Origin of the sequence: Streptomyces scabiei 87.22 (assembly GCF_000091305.1) — a bacterium.
GTDB classification, from domain to species: domain Bacteria; phylum Actinomycetota; class Actinomycetes; order Streptomycetales; family Streptomycetaceae; genus Streptomyces; species Streptomyces scabiei.
This window is the reverse complement of sequence record NC_013929.1, coordinates 4,233,809-4,251,945: the sequence shown is the minus strand read 5'-3', so window position 1 is coordinate 4,251,945 and position 18,137 is coordinate 4,233,809. Positions and strand designations below refer to the sequence as shown.

The window sequence follows — 18,137 nt, the reverse complement described above, 5'->3', positions numbered from 1 at the left end:
AGCGGCGACACCGCCGCTCCGGCCCACCGGCCGTACCCGAGGGGAGCCATGACCGACGCAGCCATCCACACCCAGGGGCTGACCAAGACCTTCCGCGGCGGCCAGGTGGCCGTGGACCACCTGGAGCTGACGGTGCCCGGCGGCAGCGTCTTCGGCTTCCTCGGCCCGAACGGCTCGGGCAAGACCACCACCATCCGCATGCTGATGGGCCTGATCGAGCCGACCTCGGGCACGGCCCGGGTCCTCGGCCTGCCCATGCCCCGCTCCACCCGGACGGTGCTCCCGCACGTGGGCGCCCTCATCGAGGGCCCCGCGCTCTACGGCTTCCTCTCCGGCCGAGACAACCTGCTGCGCTACGACTCCGCCGACCCCACCGCCGACCCGCGCACCCGGAGCGCACGGGTCGCCGCCGCGCTCGACCGGGTGGGGCTCGCGGCCGCCGCCGGCAAGAAGGCGAAGGCGTACTCGCTGGGCATGAAGCAACGCCTCGGCCTCGCGGCGGCGCTGCTCCAGCCGCGCCGCCTCCTCGTCCTGGACGAGCCGACCAACGGCCTCGACCCGCAGGGGATGCGCGAGATCCGCTCACTGGTACGGGAGCTGGCGTCCGACGGCACCACCGTCTTCCTCTCCTCGCACCTGCTCGACGAGATCGAGCAGGTGTGCACCCACGCCGCCGTCATGGCCCGCGGCCGGCTCGTCGTCCAGGGCCCGGTGAGCGACCTGGCCGCGGGCGCGCGCGGCCGTCTCGTCGTCCTCACCCCCGACACTGCGGACGCGGCCCGGGTGCTGAAGGAACAGGGGATCGCGGACGTGGTGGTGGCCGAGGCGGAAGGCCGGGTGACGGCGGAACCGCCCCCGCCCGGCCGTGACCTCGCCGAACTGACCGCGGCGCTGGTCGCCGCGGGCGTCCGCGTCCGCGGCTTCGCCCTCGAACGCGCCTCCCTGGAGGACGCGTTCGTGGCACTCACGGGGGAGGGTTTCGATGTCGCGGGCTGACACACCGGCCGACACGCCGGCCGACACGCCGACCGACACGTCCGGGGAGACGGAACCGAGGGAGACATCCGTGGCCGAGGCCCGGCCGGAGACCTCCGCACAGGCCGCCGTACCCGCGCGCACCCCCGGCCTCCTCTGGACCTTCGGGCTGTTCCGCAGCGAGTTGCTGACCACCTTCCGCCGCTGGCGGACGATCGCGCTGCTGGGTGTGCTCGCGGCGGTGCCGGTCCTGGTCGGCATCGCGGTGCGGATCGAGACGGGAGACGGATCCTCGGCGGGCGGCGGCCCGGACGGCGGTGGCGGGCCGGCGTTCATCGCGCAGATCACCAACAACGGGCTGTTCCTGGTGTTCACGGCCCTGGCCGCGACCCTCCCCTTCTTCCTGCCGATGGCCGTGGGCGTGATCGCCGGGGACGCGATCGCGGGCGAGGCGAACGCGGGCACCCTGCGCTATCTGCTGGTCTCACCGGCCGGCCGCACCCGGCTGCTGCTCACCAAGTACGCGACGGTCATGACGTTCTGCCTGGTCGCGACCCTGGTCGTGGCCGTCTCCGCGCTGACGGTCGGGGCGCTGCTGTTCCCGCTCGGTGACCTGACGACGATCTCCGGCACGAGCATCGGCTTCTCCGAGGGCCTGCTGCGGGCGCTGCTGATCGCCCTGGCGGTGGCCGCCTCGCTGACCGGGGTGGCGGCCCTCGGCCTGTTCGTCTCCACCCTCACCAACAGCGGTATCGCCGCGATGGCCACCACGGTCGGGCTCCTCATCACCGTCCAGATCCTCGACCAGATCCCCCAGCTCGACGCCCTCCACCCGTACTTCTTCTCCCACTACTGGCTCTCCTTCGCCGACCTCATGCGCGAGCCGGTCTACTGGGACGACCTCCAGCGCAACCTCGGCCTCCAGGCCCTGTACGCGGCGGTGTTCGGCTCGGCGGCGTGGGCGAGGTTCACGGCGAAGGACATCACCGCCTGACACCGCCTCAGGCGACGGCGGCTTCCGTGTCGTAGGGGAAGCGGGCGTACGGCGGCTCGTCGGGCCCGGTGAAGAACGTCTTCGCGCGGGTGAGGGCCGCCGTGTCGCGGAGCACGTCACCGGGCTTGCTGCCGTTGCCCAGCAGGACTCCGCCGAACCGCATGCCCAGGTACGCGGCGGAGTGGTTGAGCGTGCCCACGAGCGGCTCGGCGACCTCCTCCTCTTCGTGCGCGAGCGCGGTGACACCCCACAGGGTGCGGCCGGCCATCGTCGCCTTGAAGTCGACCCCGGGCGTGCGCAGCCACCCCGCCCAGTGGTCGAGGTACCGCTTGACCTGGGCGGACACGGAGTACCAGTACAACGGCGACACGATCACGAGGTCCGTGGCGGCGAGCGTGGCGTCCAGCAGCAGAGCCCTGTTGTCGCCCCGCGGCCGTACGTGGTCGCTGTCGTGCCGCAGATCGGCGAAGTCGGGCAGCGGGTGCGCCGCGAGGTCCAGCCAGTGCTGCTCGACTCCCTCCGGCAGCTGCTCGGCGGCCGCGCGGGCCAGCATTTCGGAGTTGCCGTCCGACCGGCTGCTGCCGAGGACGAACAGGAAACGTCGGGTCATGGGGTCCCCCTGGGGCGGTGCGCGGGTCGGTCGCGCACGACGACTACATGCATGGACAATATATGCACATGCATGAGATGTCGAGGAAGGGCGAGGGGAAGGGCGGGGCGAGGGGACAGGGGAGGGAGGGCAGAAGAAGGAGAGGCAGAAGAAGGAGAGATGCAGAGGTGCGGGGCTCGCACGTCCGGCCGGCGGGGCTCTCACGGCCGAGCGTCGAAGCCCGTGCCCGGCGACTCCAGCAACAGGGCCATGACACCGACGAGCGTGGCGCTGCTGACGATCTCCCGGCGGGTGATGAGGCCCGGCACGTCGGCCAGGGCGATCCACTCCAGGCGATCGGACTCGTTGCGTTCCGTGGGCTCGCCGACGCGCCGGGCGTCGTCGGTGCGGAACACGAAGTGCCGGGTGTCGGTGACGCCGGCCGCCGGCTCGGCGTAGGCCAGTTCCCGCAGTGACCCCGGCCGCCAGCCGGTCTCCTCCTCCAGCTCCCGCGCCGCCGCCTCCTCGGGACGTTCGCCGTCCTCGACCAGGCCCATGGGCAGCTCCCAGGCCCAGGTGTCCGTGACGAAACGGTGGCGCCACATCATCAGGACCCGCCGCCGGGCGTCGACGGCCGCGGTGACGGCGAGGTCCCGCAGCCGGACCACGTGGTAGTCGCCGCGGGTGCCGTCGGGCTGCTCGACGTCCAGCGAGCGCAAGCGCACCCAGGGGGTGTCGTGGATCACGTGCTCACCGTGGACGGTCCATCTCATGCCGGGTCTCCCGCTCTCGGTCCGGGGTGGTCCCGGACGGCTTCGGCGGCTTGCGCCACCCGCAGCAACAGTGCCTCTTCGTTGTGCCGTGCCACCAGCTGCAGTCCGATCGGGCAGCCGTCGGCGCCGAACCCGGCGGGAATGCTCGTGGCGGGGTGCCCGCTGAGGTTGAACGCCCAGGTCAGGGCCGTGGAGTAGCGGTCACCGGGGCCCTCGTGACCGTGGGGCGCGTTGGGTGTGGTGGGGGTGAGGATCAGGTCGGACTCGGTGAGCAGCGCGGCGAGCCGCCGGTCGTTCTCGGCGCGCAGTTCCCGGGCGGCCCGGAGGGCGGCGGTGCCGGCGTCGGACGCCGGAGCGGAGCGCAGGGCCGACCAGGCGGGGGCGGGGTCCTCCAGGCGCGGCGGCGCGCTCGGGCGCACGAGCCGGACGAGACCGGCCTCCGCGAGGCGGAGCGCCGCGCGGTGGGCGACGGCGGCGGGTCCGGGATCGGTGTCGGCGAACCCGAGGTCGGCCGACCAGACGGCGGTGGGCTGCCCGTACTCGCCCTCGGCGGTCTCACCCGCCACGCACCGCCAGTACGCCGCCGCGTCCGAGGCGTGGCGGGCGAGGACGCCGGGGGCCGCGAGGCCGGTGCGGTCGGGGGAGGGGAGGCGGCCGTTGGTGGCCTTCAGGCCGACGACGCCGCACCAGGCGGCCGGGATGCGGACCGACCCGGCGCCGTCCGTGCCGGTCGCCATCGGGACCAGGCCCGCGGCCACCGCCGCCGCGGACCCGGCGGAGGAGCCGCCCGGCGTCCGGTCGGCCCGCCAGGGGTTGACGGTCCGGCCGCCGGCCCCGAGCCCCCAGGTCTGCCAGGGGGTGCCGGGGCCGGGCACGGAGGTCGCCCCCACGGGCACACACCCGGCCGCGACCAGCACCCGCGCCGCCCGCAGCCCGCCCCGCCCCTTCACCCCGATCGGCACCCCGGCCAACGGCAACCACTCACCACGGGCGACCCGCGCGTCCACCTCCGCGGCCCACCGCAGCGCGTCCTCGGCCCATACCTCGGCGAACGCGCAGAGCGTCGGCTCGGCCCGCTCGATCCGGGTGAGCGCGTCGGCGACGACATCGACGGCGCGCAGTTCGCGGGCCCGCACCCCTTCGGCGGTCCGTACGGCCGAGAGCGGCGGGGCGCCGTCGTGCGCGGTCACGGGCGTGGTCACCGGCCCGGTCCGGCCTGAGTGGGCGGCTTCGGCGGGTGGGGGAGCTGGACACGGGCCTGGGCGGAGGGCCCGGCCGCCGGGTTGGCCGTACCGGGGCCGACACCTCCGTTCCCGGCCCCGGTACGCGTACGGTCGGTCGGGTCCGCCGACCAGACCACCCGCCCTTGAACCCGCACCCCCGCATTCATGGGCGCCCGGCCTTCGAAAGCCTCGGCGTCCATCGCGTGTTCGTGTTGTGCAGTTCCCTCTCCGTGTCGGTGATCGACACCTTGATCGGGATGCCCGGCCGCCCGCCCACCTTGATCAGGAAGCGCCCGCGCCCCGGCGGCTCCTCGTTGCCACCGGTGCTCGCCCAGCCCGGCGGCGAGGACCACGACGACACGAGGTCGATCTCCCGTTCCGACAGGCCGACGATCTCGCCGAGTTCCCTCATCTCCGAACGGGGAAGACCGGCGCACACCACCATCCCGGCCCGCTCCACGAAGCCACGCGCCTTCGCCCGGTCGGCCGCACTGCCCAGCGCCTCCGCGTCCTTGAGGGTGTGGGTGATCTTCGCGTCGCCGAGGCCGAGGGAGCGGTTCAGGCGGGTGAGGGCGTCGATGCGTTCCACGATGCCGGAGGCGGCCCGCAGCGGGCGCCACAGCTCGTCCAGCACCGTGAAGAACCAGCGTTGCGGAGCCAGCCCCGCGTCCGCGAGGGCGTGGGCCGCGGCGACCGTGCCGAGACCGTCCGACCAGGCGGCCAGCATCGCCGCGGCCGTGAGCTGCGTGTCCGCCTCACCGATGCGGGAGATGTCGACGCACACGGCCGGCGAGGCCGGGTCGATGCGGGTGGAGGTCTCGGAGGCGAAGGTGTCGCCGAGAGGGCCGTCCAACACGCCCAGCAGTGAGCGGTGCAGCGGGTCCACCGCCTCCTGGTAACGGGTCATGTTCCCCCGGTCCAGGGTGACCGCGCGGACCCGGTCCGGGCCCTCGTCCAGGACCTTCAGCAGGTCGGGCAGGAGCGGGGCGCGCCCCGGCTTGGCCCGCTCGGTCAGATGGTGCAGGCAGGCCGAGAGCACGGACTGCTCGTGGTCGTCCATGGGGCGGCCCCGGACGATCGTGATCAGCGCCGCGACCATGTTCAGGACCCGCCCGTGCGCCTCCGCCGCCAGCACCCGGCCCCGTTCGCCGCCGATGCGCAGCGCCGCTTCGCCCATCGCACCGGGGTCGAGGACGTTGATGCCGCCCACCCCGCGTCCGATGGAGATCACCTGGCCGCCGAGCGCCCGTACGGTGTCGGCGTAGTCGGGCTTGAGGTCGCCGAGGACCAGCGGCGTGATGCCGGTCGCCGCCATGCCGATCAGCATGCGGTTGACCAGGGTGGACTTGCCGAGGCCCGGCATGCCGAGCATGAAGAGGGACGGGTTGGAGATGTAACGGGCGCGGGTGAACCAGGAGATGGGGTCACCGCAGACCGTGGCGCCCGTGTGCAGGTGCTGGCCCAGCGGCACCCCGGTCATGGGGGCGCCGGAGCCCGCGGCGAACGGCCACAGACCGCACGCCTGGACCGTCGTCGCCCTCCACATCGCCGGCGGGTCGACATGGCCGACCTGGCCGCCGCCGGGGCCGAACCACCCGCGCGGGGGCGCGGTCTGAGGACGTACAGCAGCGCGCTTGCTCACAGCGCCTCCCGGAGCTGGTACGGAACGAGGGTGTGCTCCCACGGCAGCAGGCCGACGGGGAGCGTGCAGGTGAACGCCGAGGCCTGCATACGGTCGGCGGGGCGCATCAGGATGCGGGACGACGCCTGGAGGTTGCGTACGGTGATCGCCGCGTCCGGGAGCTGCTCCTCGCTGTCGACGGTCACCGTCACCATCAGCGAGAACTCCACGAGCCCGGCGCCCGCCGCCTCCTCGGCGGCCGTCTGCTCGGCCGCCTGCATCTCGGAGCTGGCCCGGGCCTGGACCAGCCCCCGCTTGGAGCCGGCCATGAAGTGCGCGGTACGCCGGTCGGCCTCGACGATGCGGGCCGAAGTCGCCGGGTCGATGGGCCGGTAGACGAGCGAGACCCGCTTGCGGCGCGTGCCCGAGGCCGGCTCCAGCAGGCCCCGCAGCACGCTGGACCGGACCGTGCCGCGCGGCGCCAGTGTCAGCATCCATGTCCGCGAGACACCCGAGTCGTGCTTGTACGCCTGCACCGACTCCACGGCGGCCGCCGGGCCCGCGTCCGCCCAGTCGAGGCCGGTCGTGGACTGTTCGCCCCGCGCGCTCAGCACGTCCGGGGCCACCGCGGGGTCGTACGCCACGCGGACGATCTCCGAGAGCCGCTCGGCGGACAGCGGGTAGGCGGAGCCGCCGCCGGCCGCGACCAGGCCGGACAGCAGACCCGGCAGCCGCATCGACAGGTCGGTGATGACGTCCTGGACGTCCCGCTTGGGGCCGCCGGTGGGGCCGTAGGTGAGAGCGATGTACGTGTGCATCTCCGAGGAGGCGGAGGGGTAGCGCGCGACGACCTCCTCCATCACCGCGCGGGCCGCCGCCGGGGCGTCCGGCGCGATGCGCGGCAGGACCTCGGCGGCCAGCCGGGTCCCGGTGTCGGGCGCCGTCTCCACGACGACCTGGGCGCCGCGCAGGCCGGGCTCGTGGGAGAGCCGGGCGAGCCAGTCGCCCCAGGACGCCACCCAGATGTCGACCTGCTCGGGGTCGACCAGCGAACCGCCGTCCGGCTCGCAGGCCAGGACCACCGTGCAGAGGTTGCGGCCGGGGTGGTGGAGCACGCCGAAGGCGCGGTTGTAGGCGTCCCGGCCCTCGTACATCCTGGTGCGGGCCAGCAGGCCGGGCGGGTGGTGGCGGCCGCCGGGCCTCTTGGAGAGCGGGCCGGAGACGTAGGTGGTCGAGCCGTTCGCCTTGCGCCTGAGCCAACCGATACGCACCGCGACCACCTGGTAGATGTTGCGGCCGTCCACCGTGCGCAGCGCGAGCGGCGCGAGGAAGAGGCCGAGGGGGATGAGGACGAGGATCGCGGCCGACAGCGAGACCAGCGAGGCGAGGAGCGCGACCAGGAGCCCGCCGAAGGCGACGACGGTGCCGAGGAGGCCGAGGGGGCCGAGGCCGGGGCGGCGGGGCCTGCGCCAGTTTCCGTAGGTGGGACGCGTGAGGGCGTCGGTGGACATGGGGTTTCCTTCTTCCGGCTGAGGTCGCTGGGTCGAGTGCCTACGAGCTCGGGTGGATCTGTGTCGGTCGTGGCCGCGGGCCACCCCGCGCCCCGTCGGGGGCGCGGGGCCCGGCCTACTGGTTGTGGCCCTTCATCCCGTCGTTGTCGTCGAGGGAGCCGGCGACCTCGGACGCCGCCTGCATCCCGGTCTGGACGACGACCTTGGCGGCCTGCACCGCGACGGCCGCACCCGCCGTGGCCGCGCCCGCGGCCGCTGTTCCGGCGGCCGCTCCGGCGCCTCCGGCGGCGCCACCGGCCCCGCCCGCCGAGGAACCCGCGCCCGCCGAGGGCGAGCCCTGGGGGCCCGCGGAACCGCCGGCCCCGCCACCCCCACCGCCTCCGCCGGAGGCCCCCGCGATGCTGACGGCGCCCGACGCCATGTTGTTGGCGGCGCCCATGGCGACCGTGCCGCCGGAGGTGCCGCCCAGGGCGGCCGTGGCGGGGACGATCAGTTTGAGGAGGGCCGGCAGCGCGAACACCGCCATGATCAGCATGCCCATGCCCGCGATGATCGCGTTCAGGTCCTTGGTGCCCTTGGTCATCGCGGTGGCCGAGTAGATGATCAGGGCCGCCGCCGGCTTGTAGAGCAGCCAGGCGGCGAGCCAACCGACGTGCTTCTTCCACCAGCCCTCGCCCCACCCGGTCATCGAGGAGACGGCGGCCAGCGGCAACGTGCCGACCAGCATGATCAGGACGCCGATGCGGATGTACATCAGCACGATCTGCACGAAGCTCGACAGCATCACCAGCAGACCGAAGATCAGGACCAGGCCGGGCTGATTGAGCGTCAGTACCCCCAGCATCGTGGAGGCGCTGTCACCGAGTCGGGACCGCGCGTACACGTCCTTGGCGTACGCGTCCGACGCCGCCATCAGGGCCGTGACCACGGGGACCGAGGCCGCGCCGACGAGGATGACCTTCCACATCCCCATGAACGCCTGCTTCATGGACTGGCCCTTGCGGTCCACCGCCATGCGGATCGCGGCGATCAGCAGCGAGGCCACCGCCACATAGGCGACGATCCAGTTGACCTCGGCCGTGATCTGGCCGATGGGACTGCCCGCGGCCGCTTGGCCGTGGCCTCCGCCGTTGCCCGCCGGGTCCGGCACGTCGACGCTCAGCCAGACGCCGTTGAGGGCCTTGAGCACCTCCGCCGCGCCGTCGCCGATCGCTTTGGCGAAGACGACCACGGCACCCTCGGTGAACTGCTTGCCTCCCTCTTCGATCACGCAGTCGTAGAGCTTCCAGGAGCAGGCCATCTCACGCCTCCCAGGTGACGAAGCCGTCGGTGCCGCTGACCTGCGACACCCCGCTGTAGACCGTGCCGTCGGGGTCGGGGCTGAGCTTCCAGTCGCCGTCCTGCCAGCGCATGGTCACCGAGGCGGAGCCGAAGCCGCCGTCGCCCATGCCGCGCACCAGGACCATCACGGTCGCCCGCGTCTCGTCGTACGACAGGACGGTGAAGCCGGCGTAGCCACCGGCGTCCGGCGAGCCCGTGGTGGACTTGTCGGCCTCCTGGGAGCGGCTCGCGACCAGCGCGTCGCGGCCCGCTCCCGGTACGACCTGCTGCCTCACGACCTTGCGCCAGCCGTCGTAGCTGAGGTGGTCCGTGATGGAGTGGGCCGCCATGACGGCGCCCATCGGGGTGTGCGCGAAGCAGGACCAGACCGGCCCGTCGTACTTCAGCGGGCCCGCCGCCTTCGAGACCGGGACCAGACCCGTGCCGTTGGCCTTCCAGCGGAAGTCGCCCGGCGCCTCGGTCGGCTTGGCCTGATCGCGGTCGTCGGTGCGGCAGCCCGCGGGCCGCGTGTCCGAACCGCCCTTCTTCGAGCCGGACTTGCCGCCCGGGGGCGAGGCCGAGGTCGGCGCGGGGTCCGGGTCACCGGACGCGCCGGCCGGCCCCTGCCCGCCGTCGCCCGTCACCGCGAAGAGGACCGCGAGGACGAGCAGCACCACCAGGAACCCGGCCGACAGGATCCAGCCCCGCTGCTGCCAGAACGGCTGCTCCCACTCTCCGCTGCCCCCGTGGGCCCGGCCGGAGTTCAGCATCGTCGCTCCCCCTTTCGACGTGCTCGGACGGCTAGAAGACGAAGTTCACGAGCGGGCCTGCGGTGGCGACCAGGACACAGCCGCCGAGGACCATGCCCAGCCGGCCCACGTGTTCCGAGCCCTCACCGCGGCGCATGGAGATCGCCATCATCGCGCCGGTGATCAGCACCCCCGCGACGCCCGCTGCGGTGCCGGCCCAGGCCACGATGCCGAGCACGGTGTCGACCTTGCCGGTGAGTTCGGCGGGGGCGTCGCGGTTGGGGTTGGGCACTGTGCCGTCGGCCAGGTAGAGGGACTGATGCGCTTTGGCGGCTATCGCGTGCAGCATGGTTTCTCCCCGTGGTCTCGATCGGCCCGCCGTTGGGCGGCGGTCCGACGTCGACCGATGTGAGCGGATGGGACATTGGGTGCTTCCGGGACCGGCACGACGTGCCCGGGTTCCCGGCCGCCCTGTGAGCTTGGCGACTCCCGTGGGGCGAAACCAAGCGATGTGGTGATCCAGCACTAGCCGGTGACGTGCTCGTGACAGACGGGAACCTCTCGTCATGTCCGAGACGGTGACGTGTCGTCAGAAAGGGTTGGACCTGCGGAGAAGCGGAGTGCTTCGCACCGGTGTTCGTCTTCGACGCGCTTCACATACGGCAACGGCACGCCGGTTCACGAGGAACAGATGGGCCGTCGCCCTTGCCCTGCCTGCGGGCCTGCCGGGCGTGCGCTCGCGGTCCGTCGGGTGTGTGTTGGCGGGTCAGTCGGGTCTGCGCTCGCGGTCCGTCGGGCTTGCTGTGCGCCTGCCGCCGGGGGCCTCGTCCACGGCCTGCTGGGCGTGCGTCCGTGTGCCGCCGGGCGCGTTGTCCACGGCCCGCTGGGGCCCGGCGCGGGGGCCGTCGGTGTGCTGTGCGCATTGCCCGCGGCCCGTCGGGCGTGCGTCCGCGTGCCGCCGGGTGCCTTGGCCGCGTGTCCGCCGGATGCGCGCTCGCGGTCCGGCGGGCGACCTGCTCACGGTCCATCAGGCGTGCGCATTGAGTGTGCCGGGCGTCCTGCCGTGGCCTGTGGGGCGTTCCGTCACGGCCTGCCGGGTGCCTTGTCCATGGTCTGCCGGGCGGTCGCTCACGGCCCGTCGGGCGTACGTCCGCGTGCCGCCGGGCGGTTTGTCGGCGGTCTGCCGGGCGCCCTGCTGGCGGACCATCAGGCATGCATTCCACGTGCCGGGCGTGCGCTCACGGTCCGTCGGGTGCGCCCCGCCCGCGGGCCGGGCAGGGCGTCCGGCCGCGGTCTGCCGGGCGCCCTCTTCGCGGTCGGCCCGGGCGTGTCGGCCGTGTGCTGTGTCCGTGCGTCGCCTACATCACGAACGCCACGATCGGGCCCGCCGTCGCCCCGATGACACAGGCGCCCAGCACCATGACGAACTGGCTGAGGTGCTCGTCGCCCTCCCCGGACCGCAGGGAGATGGCCATCCGCGATCCGACGAGCAGCAGCCCGCACACCCCGGCCGCGGTCACCAGCCAGGCGAGGATGCTCAGTACGTAGTTCAGCTGGTTGGTGACCGCCGCCGGAGGCCCGGCCAGGGTGCCGGCGACGTCGTACACGGTGCTGCTCATGGGGTCCTCCCGGTCAGTCGGGCCAGTGCCGCGCTCTCCCGAGGCGGGGGGCCGGTGAGATCTCCGGTGCGCCAGGCGGGCACCCACGGCACGCGGTAGACGTCGATGACGGAACCGATCACCTTCATCCGCTGCACGAGCGGCCGGGGCAGCCGGCCGGGCGCGTCCGCGACCAGCACGATCGCGTCCAGGTCCAGTCCGGGCGGTGCGTCGCCCCGCCGGAAGATGTCCAGGGTGTGCGAGACCGCGTCGAGCCCGGCCGCGTGCGTGCGCCCCACCAGGAGGACCGACGCCGGCTCGCCCTCTTCGGGGCGCGGCCAGTTGCGGCCCGTGTCATGGCCGCCGAAGACCGCCGCGAGGGTGGTGGACCCGGCACCCCCGTGCGTGGCGACCCAGGAGAACCGCCGCGTGCTCGCGGCCGCCCGGGACGGCGGGTCCTGCGGCCGCGCCTCCGGTTCCCCGACCGGACCGCGCACCCAGATTTCCGGCCCGGCCGCCTGTCCCGTGCCCGGCTGCATCACCGCATCACCGCTCTCCACCACTCCCCGTTTCCACCGCTGATCCCAGCAGTCTTCCTGAGTTGCGGCGTGCCCGTCGCACCCCGGTGCGGTGCCCGCCGCCGGTTCCGTGTCCGGCGAGCCGCCCACCACCGATCTTCACGGCGTACGGACGGCTTGGGAATCGGGGCGTGAGTTCCTGCGACGAGCCTGTGACGCACCGGTGACGCGCGGAACGAGGGGGAGCGGCGAGACTCGTCGACAGGGACTCAAGTGGCAGGAGCATGACTGGACTTCGCCACTGCGGCGCTGAGGGGAGCAGATGTCCAACGGGGGAGGGTCCGTCACGACCTGGGTCGTCGGCGGCTGCGTGGCGGCCGTGCTGATGCCGGTGGTGATGATGGTCGCGGTGAGCGGGGGCGGTGAGGCCGAGGCCGAGGAACAGGGCGGTGGCGGCGGCCTCAAGGCCGGTCAGGTACCGGCGGAGTACGTGCCCTGGGTGCTTAAGGCGGGCGCCATGTGCGACGTCATCAAGCCGGCCGTGATCGCCGCGCAGATCGAGGCCGAGTCGGGATGGAACCCGAACGCCAGGTCCCCGGTCGGCGCCGAGGGACTGAGCCAGTTCATGCCCGGCACCTGGCCGAGCTGGGGCAAGGACGACGATGGCAACGGCCGGGTCTCCCCGTACGACCCCGGCGACGCGATCATGGCCCAGGGCCGCTACGACTGTGCCCTCGCCCGGCAGGTCCAGGGTTACAAGGACAGCGGCCAGGCGACCGGCGAGACCCTCGACCTGGCGCTCGCCGCGTACAACGCCGGGCCGGGCGCCGTGCAGAAGTACGGCGGCATCCCGCCCTACACCGAGACCCGCAACTACGTCGTCCGCATCAAGTCACTGATCTCCAAGTACGAGTCGGTGGACGACCCGCCGGGCAAGCTCCCGGACGGCAAGGAGATGGCCATGCCGGTCGCCGGCAACCCGCCCGTGACCTCTCCGTACGGCTGGCGCATGCACCCCATCCTCGGGGTCCGCAAGCTGCACACCGGTACCGACTTCGGCGTCGCCGAGGGCAAGCCGGTCCTCGCCGCTCGCGACGGCGTGGTCACCTTCGCGGGCTGGACCAACGGTTACGGCAACCGCGTCGTCATCTCCCACGGCACCATCGACGGCGACCGCATCTCCACGACCTACAACCACATGCTCGGCGGCCTGAGCGTCAGCGCCGGCGACAAGGTGAAGGTCGGCCAACGGGTCGGCCTGGTCGGCTCGACGGGCTACTCCACGGGCGCCCACCTCCACTTCGAGGTGATGCGGAACGACGCGTACGTGGATCCGGCGCCCTGGCTGGGGTTGTAGTGCGCACGCGGGAGACGCGGGAGACGCGGGACATCCGGGGGACATGGGCCACGCGAGCACGGCGCTCGTGGTGGACGACGCGATCGGCGAGGAAGGACACTGAGGTGAGGAGGGGGACGAGGGTGAACGCGAAGCACGAGGCGCATGGCGGGCGCGCGGGGCGTGACGAGCGCACCGGGTGGCACGCGACCGCGCCCGCGACCGGGGGACGCGACGGCGCGCGCAGGGCGTGCGCGGCGGTGCTCGCGACGGTGACCGGTGTGGCGGTCCTCGCCGCTTGCGGCCTGGAGGACCACCGTGAGACGGCGGGCGGCGGCACGGCCACGTCCGCCCCGCCCTTCACCCCCAAGGCGCCCCTGCCTTCCGGCCGGCCGCTCGGCCCGGACGCGCATGTCCCGCGCCCCACCGGGGTCGACGGCACCGACGCGACCGCCGTCGCGGAGGCATGGGTGCAGGTCGCGTACGGCCACGACACGAAGTACGACACCGGCCCGCGCGACGCCGTCCTGCGCTCCGCCCGCTGGTTCACCGCCGCCAGGGCGAAGGCCGAGCGCTCGTACCGGCCCGCGAGCGGCGCCGGTGAGCAGTGGAACTCCTGGGCCGCGCACGAGGCGTGGACGACCGTCGACGTGGAGGCGGACGACGACGGCGACGCGCCCGCCGACTCGGCCCGGGACGCCTACCGCGCCCTCTTCGTCGACGGCACGGCGCACGGCCGTGACGGCTGGACGGGAACCGGGCCGCAGGCCACGGTGTACGTGAAGCTGGTCCGCCCGGGCAAGGGCGAGCCATGGCGGGTGGACGGTGTGCGTACGGTGGAGGCAGCGGTCTCGGCACCGGACCCGTCAGGCTCCGACTCCGCCGCCCCGTCCACGACTTCTCCTTCTGCCCGACCCGAGTGAGGGAACGATGACTCGACTCAGCCGCGAACAGAAGCGGGAACTCAAGCGCACGGGACGCGCGCCGGCCGGGCTCACCCCGATCGACGTACGCGTCTCCGCCGAGACCGGTGCGACGGTCGGGGGCATGCCGGTGCCGCCGGCCGCCGGGGAGAGCCTGCAGAACGCCGCCCTCGACTACCTCCACCGCCTGGCCCTCGCCACCGGCCATCCCGTCCTCGCCACGGTCCACGACGAACGCATCGGCTACGTGGTCCTCCTCCAGGTCCACGTCGACGGCTCCAGCCACTACGCCGGAGAACCCGTGCGGGTGGGCGAGCCACGGGGGTACGTGGGAGCGGCCGGGCCCGCGCCCGGTACGGCCCCGGCGCCGCACCCCGGCGAGGCGACGCCCCGCTGGGCGGCCCCGGAGGCGTTCGAGCAGCCGGCGCCCGCGCCGGGCCCTCGTCGCGACAGGTCGACCCATGTCCTGCGCGCGGTGCCCGAGTCGGCAGCCGCCGAGTCGCAGCCGCCGGCCCCCGCGCACCAGGTCCCGCCGGAGCCGCGCCGGCAGCCGGAGCCGACGCCGCACGGCCAGGCGCAGCCTCAGGCACACGCGCAGCCACAGGTCCAGCCCCAGCCGCAGCCACAGGCCGAGAGCCGGCAGCGTCACGAGGTACGGCCGGAGGCACGGGCCGAGTGGCAGCAGCACCCGGACGTACGGGCGGAGGCCCAGGCTCCGCCGCAGGCCGCGGCCCCGCCGCAGTGGCAGGCTCAGGCCGGCCCGGAGCCGTCGGGGTACCCCGGCCCGGGGCCGCGGCCGTCGGTCCCCGCACAGCCGAAGCGGGAACCCAGAACGCTTCCGCTCGCGGCGGCGAAGCCCGCCCCCGCGCCCCCGCACGTGCCGGAGCCGGCCGCCGCCGAGGCGACGCCGGAGGCGCCCTCGGCGCAGCCCATGGCTCCGCAGCCGAAGCGGGAGCCCCGGACGATGCCGCTCACGGCGGCGAAGGAGAAGCGGGAAGAGCAGGCGCAGCCCGCGCCGGGCAAGGTGGCGCCGTCGACGTTCGTGCTGCGCGCGGTACCGGAACCGACGGAGGGCCCCCTGGCCCGCCCGCAGGCCCGGCCACCTCGCACGCCGGACCTCCCGCCGACCCCGCCGGGCGGCGCGTCCGACCCGGGCGGCACCCCGCAGGCACCCGGGCCCGCCCCCGCGACCGGTACCGTCTCGCCGCCGACGGGCGAGTTCGGCCCGCTCCTGGACGCGGAGATGTCTCCCGCCCCGGCCTCCCCGTCGTGGCACCCGGACCAGGCCGCCGTCCCGCCGGCCCCGGCCTCCCTGGAGCCGCAGCCCTGGCCGCCGGCCCCGGTCGGCGAACCCGCCCCGGAGCAGACCTACGACCCGTCCGTGCCCATGGACTCCGTGCCCGTGGACTCCCTGCCGGACGCCGGGCCTGCCTCGCTGGAGCCCCAGCCCTGGCCGCCGACTCCGCCTCCGCAGCCGCCCCGCGCGACGGCGACCGCGCCGGCCCCGGAGCCCGCGCCTCCCACGCCGCTCCTGCCGGAGGAGTCCGCGACGGACGCCTACTCCGCTCCCGAGTGGGCGGTGCTGGAGGAGGACAGCGACCCGAAGCCCGCGCCGGTCCGGGAGTTCGACGCGGTGGCCGAGGCGGTGCTGGACACGCCGGAGGAGGACGGCGGGGCGGCATCACCGTTCGCCGAGCCCATGTCCCGCATCAACGAGGCGGTGAAGCTGGGCCGTATTCAGGAGGCCGCGGAGATGGCCGAGCAGACCGTCGCCCAGGCGAACGCCGCGCTGGGCCCACTCCACCCCGAGGTGCTGAAGCTCCGTGAGCTGACCGCCTACATCGCCTACCTGGCCGGTGACGCCCTCCGCTCCTTCCACGTCTCGCTCGACCTGGCGGGAGTGCGCCACCGTCTGCGCGACGAGCGGGCCGCGTACGGCAACATCCAGAGCGCGGCGGCCGCCTGGCGCGCGGTCCGTGACCCGCTCCAGGGACTGCACCTGGGCCGGGACCTGATCGCCGTCTGGACCGACCTCGCCGCCGAAGAGGGGCCCGCCGCCGACGACCTGGAACAGCTGGAGAAGGCCCGCACCAGGATGACCCGCCTTACCGAACGGGCCCGCGCCCTCGACTCGGCCCCGTACGCCCATGGTCAGTGACCTGGGAGGACACCGTCCGGACAGAGGACCGGCCGGTACCCCGACCGGGGGACCGGCCGGGGCCGGCGCCCGCTTGCGACGCACCGTCCCTGCCCGCACCCCGGAGACGCCGGGCGACCCGGTCACAGGCCGGGGCGCCCGGGCGGCACGGCTGCGCTCCCCGTACCGGTCGTCCTCCGCCCCCTCCGCGCCCCGCCCCCGGGTCGAGGTCACCTTCAACGAGCTGACCGGCACCATGAGCTGGCGCACCCTCGACCGGGCGGCGCCCGCGTCCGGCGGCGCCCAGGACAGCACCGCGCGCACCCCGGGCATCGCGCATCGCCGTACGCCCGGGACCGCTCCCTGGAGCGCCCGCGCCGCGGCCCTGCGCTCCGCCGGTGTGGACCCGTCCCGGGCTCCCGCCATGGGTGCCGCCCCGATCCCGACGCACCCCGCCGCCGTACGGTCCGCCCTGAGTGTCGACGTGGCCGCGCTCACCCCTGAGGCCGGGCGGAGCCATCTGGCCCGGCTCGGTGCCCTGCGTTCCGAGGCGGCGGCCGGACTCGCCCATGGCGCGGGGATGCCCACGGCGGTCGCGTCCCGCCTCCGGTCGACGAGCGCCACCCCGGCCCACACCCACGCTCTCACCGCACACCACACCTCGGCCGCGATCCGCCCGCCGGCCGTCGCACCCACCCGTCCGCGCACCCCCGACGCCCCCACGCACCGGCCGGGACGCTGACCCGCCCGACGCCCGACGCCCGACGCCCGACGCCCGACGCCCGACGCCCGACGCCCGCGCGCACCCACCGCCCCGCCCGGGACCGGCCACGGCGCTCCCCGCCGACCGGCCGACCCCGGGCCTGCACCACCGGGAATCCAGGACCCCAGGCGCTGCCTACTCCGACAGCTCCCACACCGCGTACGCCGCCGCGTCGCTGTTCCGGTCGAGCGCCGTGTCGTTGATGTTCGACGTGTTGTCGCAGGACGAGTGGTAGCAGCGGTCGAACGCCTGGCCGGACGTACCGCCCCACTTGGTGGCCTGCGCGGCGGTCTTCGTGCGGCTGGCTCCGGTGAAGAGGCCGCCGACGGGGACGCCCGCGCTCTTGAACGGCGCGTGGTCGGAGCGGCCGTCGCCCTCGGTCTCGATCTCGGTCGGGACGCCGATCCCGGTGAAGTAGTCCTTGAAGGTCTGCTCGATGACCCGGTCGTCGTCGTAGACGAAGTACCCGGGGTTCGGCGAGCCGATCATGTCGAAGTTGAGGTAGCCGCTGATGCGGGCCCGGTTCGCCGAGGACAGGTTGTTGACGTAGTAGCGGGAGCCGACGAGACCCAGCTCCTCCGCGCCCCACCAGGCGAACCGCAGGTGCTTCGTGGGCTGGTAGTTCGCGCGGGCCACGGCCAGCGCGGTCTCCAGCACGGCGGCGGAGCCCGAGCCGTTGTCGTTGATACCGGCACCCGACGTGACGCTGTCCAGATGTGAACCGGCCATGACAACCTGATTCGTGTCGCCGCCGGGCCAGTCCGCGATCAGGTTGTAGCCGGTGCGGCCGCCGGACGTGAAGGACTGCGTGGTGGTGACGAAGCCCGCCGCGTCGAGCTTGCCCTTCACGTAGTTCAGTGACGCGGTGTAGCCGGCGCGGCCGTGGGCTCTGTTGCCGCCGTTGGCCGTGGCGATGGACTGGAACTGGGACAGGTGGGCCTTGACGTTGGCCAGGGGGAGGTCGGGAGCGGCGAGCGCCGCGGCGGGGGCGGGCACGGGCGCCGCCCCGGCTATGGACCCGGTGGTGAACAGCGTGGCCACCGCGACGGCGGCGGCGAGGGTGGCGCGGCGTGCGGCTGGAACGGAGAGCTTCATAGTGGGGGCTCC

General features: G+C 74.1%; 17 protein-coding genes. 6 read left to right on the top strand and 11 right to left on the bottom strand.

Annotated features, from left to right (window positions below; all coding sequences use genetic code 11):
• Positions 1-48 precede the first annotated feature (48 nt).
• Together SCAB_RS17940 and SCAB_RS17935 are read left to right on the top strand one after the other, a co-directional pair.
• Entirely contained in the window at positions 49-996 is a 948-nt protein-coding gene (locus SCAB_RS17940; RefSeq protein WP_013001492.1) for an ABC transporter ATP-binding protein, read from the top strand.
• The gene (locus SCAB_RS17935) at positions 983-1,969 is read left to right on the top strand and encodes an ABC transporter permease (protein ID WP_106437268.1); all 987 of its coding nucleotides are present in this window, start codon (positions 983-985) and stop codon (positions 1,967-1,969) included. The genes SCAB_RS17940 and SCAB_RS17935 overlap by 14 nt, the downstream gene beginning before the upstream one ends.
• A gap of 7 nt (positions 1,970-1,976) precedes the next feature.
• On the opposite strand, the gene SCAB_RS17930 is transcribed toward SCAB_RS17935, so the two are convergent.
• The 10 genes from SCAB_RS17930 to SCAB_RS17885 all read right to left on the bottom strand — a co-directional run bounded on the left by SCAB_RS17930 (position 1,977) and on the right by SCAB_RS17885 (position 11,916).
• Positions 1,977-2,579, bottom strand: a complete 603-nt coding sequence (locus tag SCAB_RS17930; protein ID WP_013001490.1) for a flavodoxin family protein — start codon at positions 2,577-2,579, stop codon at positions 1,977-1,979.
• 200 nt (positions 2,580-2,779) lie between these two features.
• Positions 2,780-3,331: an NUDIX domain-containing protein gene (locus tag SCAB_RS17925; protein ID WP_013001489.1), complete on the bottom strand. Its 552-nt coding sequence runs from the start codon at positions 3,329-3,331 to the stop codon at positions 2,780-2,782.
• Positions 3,328-4,533 (bottom strand): amidase, encoded by a 1,206-nt coding sequence (locus tag SCAB_RS17920; RefSeq protein WP_013001488.1) that lies wholly within the window; start codon positions 4,531-4,533, stop codon positions 3,328-3,330. Before SCAB_RS17920 ends, SCAB_RS17925 begins: the two co-directional genes overlap by 4 nt.
• 184 nt (positions 4,534-4,717) lie before the next feature.
• Complete coding sequence (locus SCAB_RS17915; protein WP_013001487.1) at positions 4,718-6,196, bottom strand: ATP/GTP-binding protein; 1,479 nt, start codon at positions 6,194-6,196, stop codon at positions 4,718-4,720.
• Positions 6,193-7,686: an SCO6880 family protein gene (locus tag SCAB_RS17910; protein ID WP_013001486.1), complete on the bottom strand. Its 1,494-nt coding sequence runs from the start codon at positions 7,684-7,686 to the stop codon at positions 6,193-6,195. Before SCAB_RS17910 ends, SCAB_RS17915 begins: the two co-directional genes overlap by 4 nt.
• A gap of 115 nt (positions 7,687-7,801) precedes the next feature.
• On the bottom strand, positions 7,802-8,986 hold the full coding sequence (locus SCAB_RS17905) for a hypothetical protein (protein WP_013001485.1): 1,185 nt from the start codon (positions 8,984-8,986) through the stop codon (positions 7,802-7,804).
• A gap of 1 nt (position 8,987) precedes the next feature.
• Entirely contained in the window at positions 8,988-9,776 is a 789-nt protein-coding gene (locus SCAB_RS17900) for a hypothetical protein (RefSeq protein WP_013001484.1), read from the bottom strand.
• Between the two features lie 31 nt (positions 9,777-9,807).
• Positions 9,808-10,104 carry a hypothetical protein gene (locus tag SCAB_RS17895; RefSeq protein WP_013001483.1) on the bottom strand — a complete coding sequence of 99 codons (297 nt, stop codon included), beginning with the start codon at positions 10,102-10,104 and terminating at the stop codon, positions 9,808-9,810.
• Positions 10,105-11,113: 1,009 nt separating this feature from the next.
• The gene (locus SCAB_RS17890; protein WP_013001481.1) at positions 11,114-11,374 is read right to left on the bottom strand and encodes a hypothetical protein; all 261 of its coding nucleotides are present in this window, start codon (positions 11,372-11,374) and stop codon (positions 11,114-11,116) included.
• Positions 11,371-11,916 (bottom strand): DUF6668 family protein, encoded by a 546-nt coding sequence (locus SCAB_RS17885; protein WP_013001480.1) that lies wholly within the window; start codon positions 11,914-11,916, stop codon positions 11,371-11,373. Before SCAB_RS17885 ends, SCAB_RS17890 begins: the two co-directional genes overlap by 4 nt.
• A 277-nt stretch (positions 11,917-12,193) precedes the next feature.
• Here SCAB_RS17885 and SCAB_RS17880 point away from each other — a divergent pair, with 277 nt between their 5' ends.
• The 4 genes from SCAB_RS17880 (at position 12,194) to SCAB_RS17865 (ending at position 17,009) form a co-directional block, all read left to right on the top strand.
• Complete coding sequence (locus SCAB_RS17880; RefSeq protein WP_013001479.1) at positions 12,194-13,228, top strand: peptidoglycan DD-metalloendopeptidase family protein; 1,035 nt, start codon at positions 12,194-12,196, stop codon at positions 13,226-13,228.
• Between the two features lie 122 nt (positions 13,229-13,350).
• Entirely contained in the window at positions 13,351-14,130 is a 780-nt protein-coding gene (locus SCAB_RS17875) for a hypothetical protein (protein WP_037723914.1), read from the top strand.
• 7 nt (positions 14,131-14,137) lie between these two features.
• Positions 14,138-16,288 (top strand): hypothetical protein, encoded by a 2,151-nt coding sequence (locus tag SCAB_RS48510; RefSeq protein WP_013001477.1) that lies wholly within the window; start codon positions 14,138-14,140, stop codon positions 16,286-16,288.
• Positions 16,289-16,361: 73 nt separating this feature from the next.
• The gene (locus tag SCAB_RS17865) at positions 16,362-17,009 is read left to right on the top strand and encodes a hypothetical protein (RefSeq protein ID WP_013001476.1); all 648 of its coding nucleotides are present in this window, start codon (positions 16,362-16,364) and stop codon (positions 17,007-17,009) included.
• 156 nt (positions 17,010-17,165) lie between these two features.
• Here the strand turns inward: SCAB_RS17865 and SCAB_RS17860 are convergent, their stop codons facing one another.
• A complete protein-coding gene (locus SCAB_RS17860) occupies positions 17,166-18,125 on the bottom strand; it encodes a M28 family metallopeptidase (protein WP_041669334.1) in 960 nt (319 codons plus the stop codon).
• Positions 18,126-18,137 lie beyond the last annotated feature (12 nt).

Excerpts from the sequence above, each read along its gene's own strand:
- SCAB_RS17860 (WP_041669334.1), bottom strand. The coding sequence starts at position 18,125 with ATGAAGCTCTCCGTTCCAGCCGCACGCCGCGCCACCCTCGCCGCCGCC.
- SCAB_RS17940 (WP_013001492.1), top strand. The coding sequence starts at position 49 with ATGACCGACGCAGCCATCCACACCCAGGGGCTGACCAAGACCTTCCGC.
- SCAB_RS17900 (WP_013001484.1), bottom strand. The coding sequence starts at position 9,776 with ATGCTGAACTCCGGCCGGGCCCACGGGGGCAGCGGAGAGTGGGAGCAG.
- SCAB_RS17880 (WP_013001479.1), top strand. The coding sequence starts at position 12,194 with ATGTCCAACGGGGGAGGGTCCGTCACGACCTGGGTCGTCGGCGGCTGC.
- SCAB_RS17930 (WP_013001490.1), bottom strand. The coding sequence starts at position 2,579 with ATGACCCGACGTTTCCTGTTCGTCCTCGGCAGCAGCCGGTCGGACGGC.
- SCAB_RS17935 (WP_106437268.1), top strand. The coding sequence starts at position 983 with ATGTCGCGGGCTGACACACCGGCCGACACGCCGGCCGACACGCCGACC.
- SCAB_RS17890 (WP_013001481.1), bottom strand. The coding sequence starts at position 11,374 with ATGAGCAGCACCGTGTACGACGTCGCCGGCACCCTGGCCGGGCCTCCG.
- SCAB_RS17905 (WP_013001485.1), bottom strand. The coding sequence starts at position 8,986 with ATGGCCTGCTCCTGGAAGCTCTACGACTGCGTGATCGAAGAGGGAGGC.
- SCAB_RS48510 (WP_013001477.1), top strand. The coding sequence starts at position 14,138 with ATGACTCGACTCAGCCGCGAACAGAAGCGGGAACTCAAGCGCACGGGA.
- SCAB_RS17895 (WP_013001483.1), bottom strand. The coding sequence starts at position 10,104 with ATGCTGCACGCGATAGCCGCCAAAGCGCATCAGTCCCTCTACCTGGCC.
- SCAB_RS17925 (WP_013001489.1), bottom strand. The coding sequence starts at position 3,331 with ATGAGATGGACCGTCCACGGTGAGCACGTGATCCACGACACCCCCTGG.
- SCAB_RS17910 (WP_013001486.1), bottom strand. The coding sequence starts at position 7,686 with ATGTCCACCGACGCCCTCACGCGTCCCACCTACGGAAACTGGCGCAGG.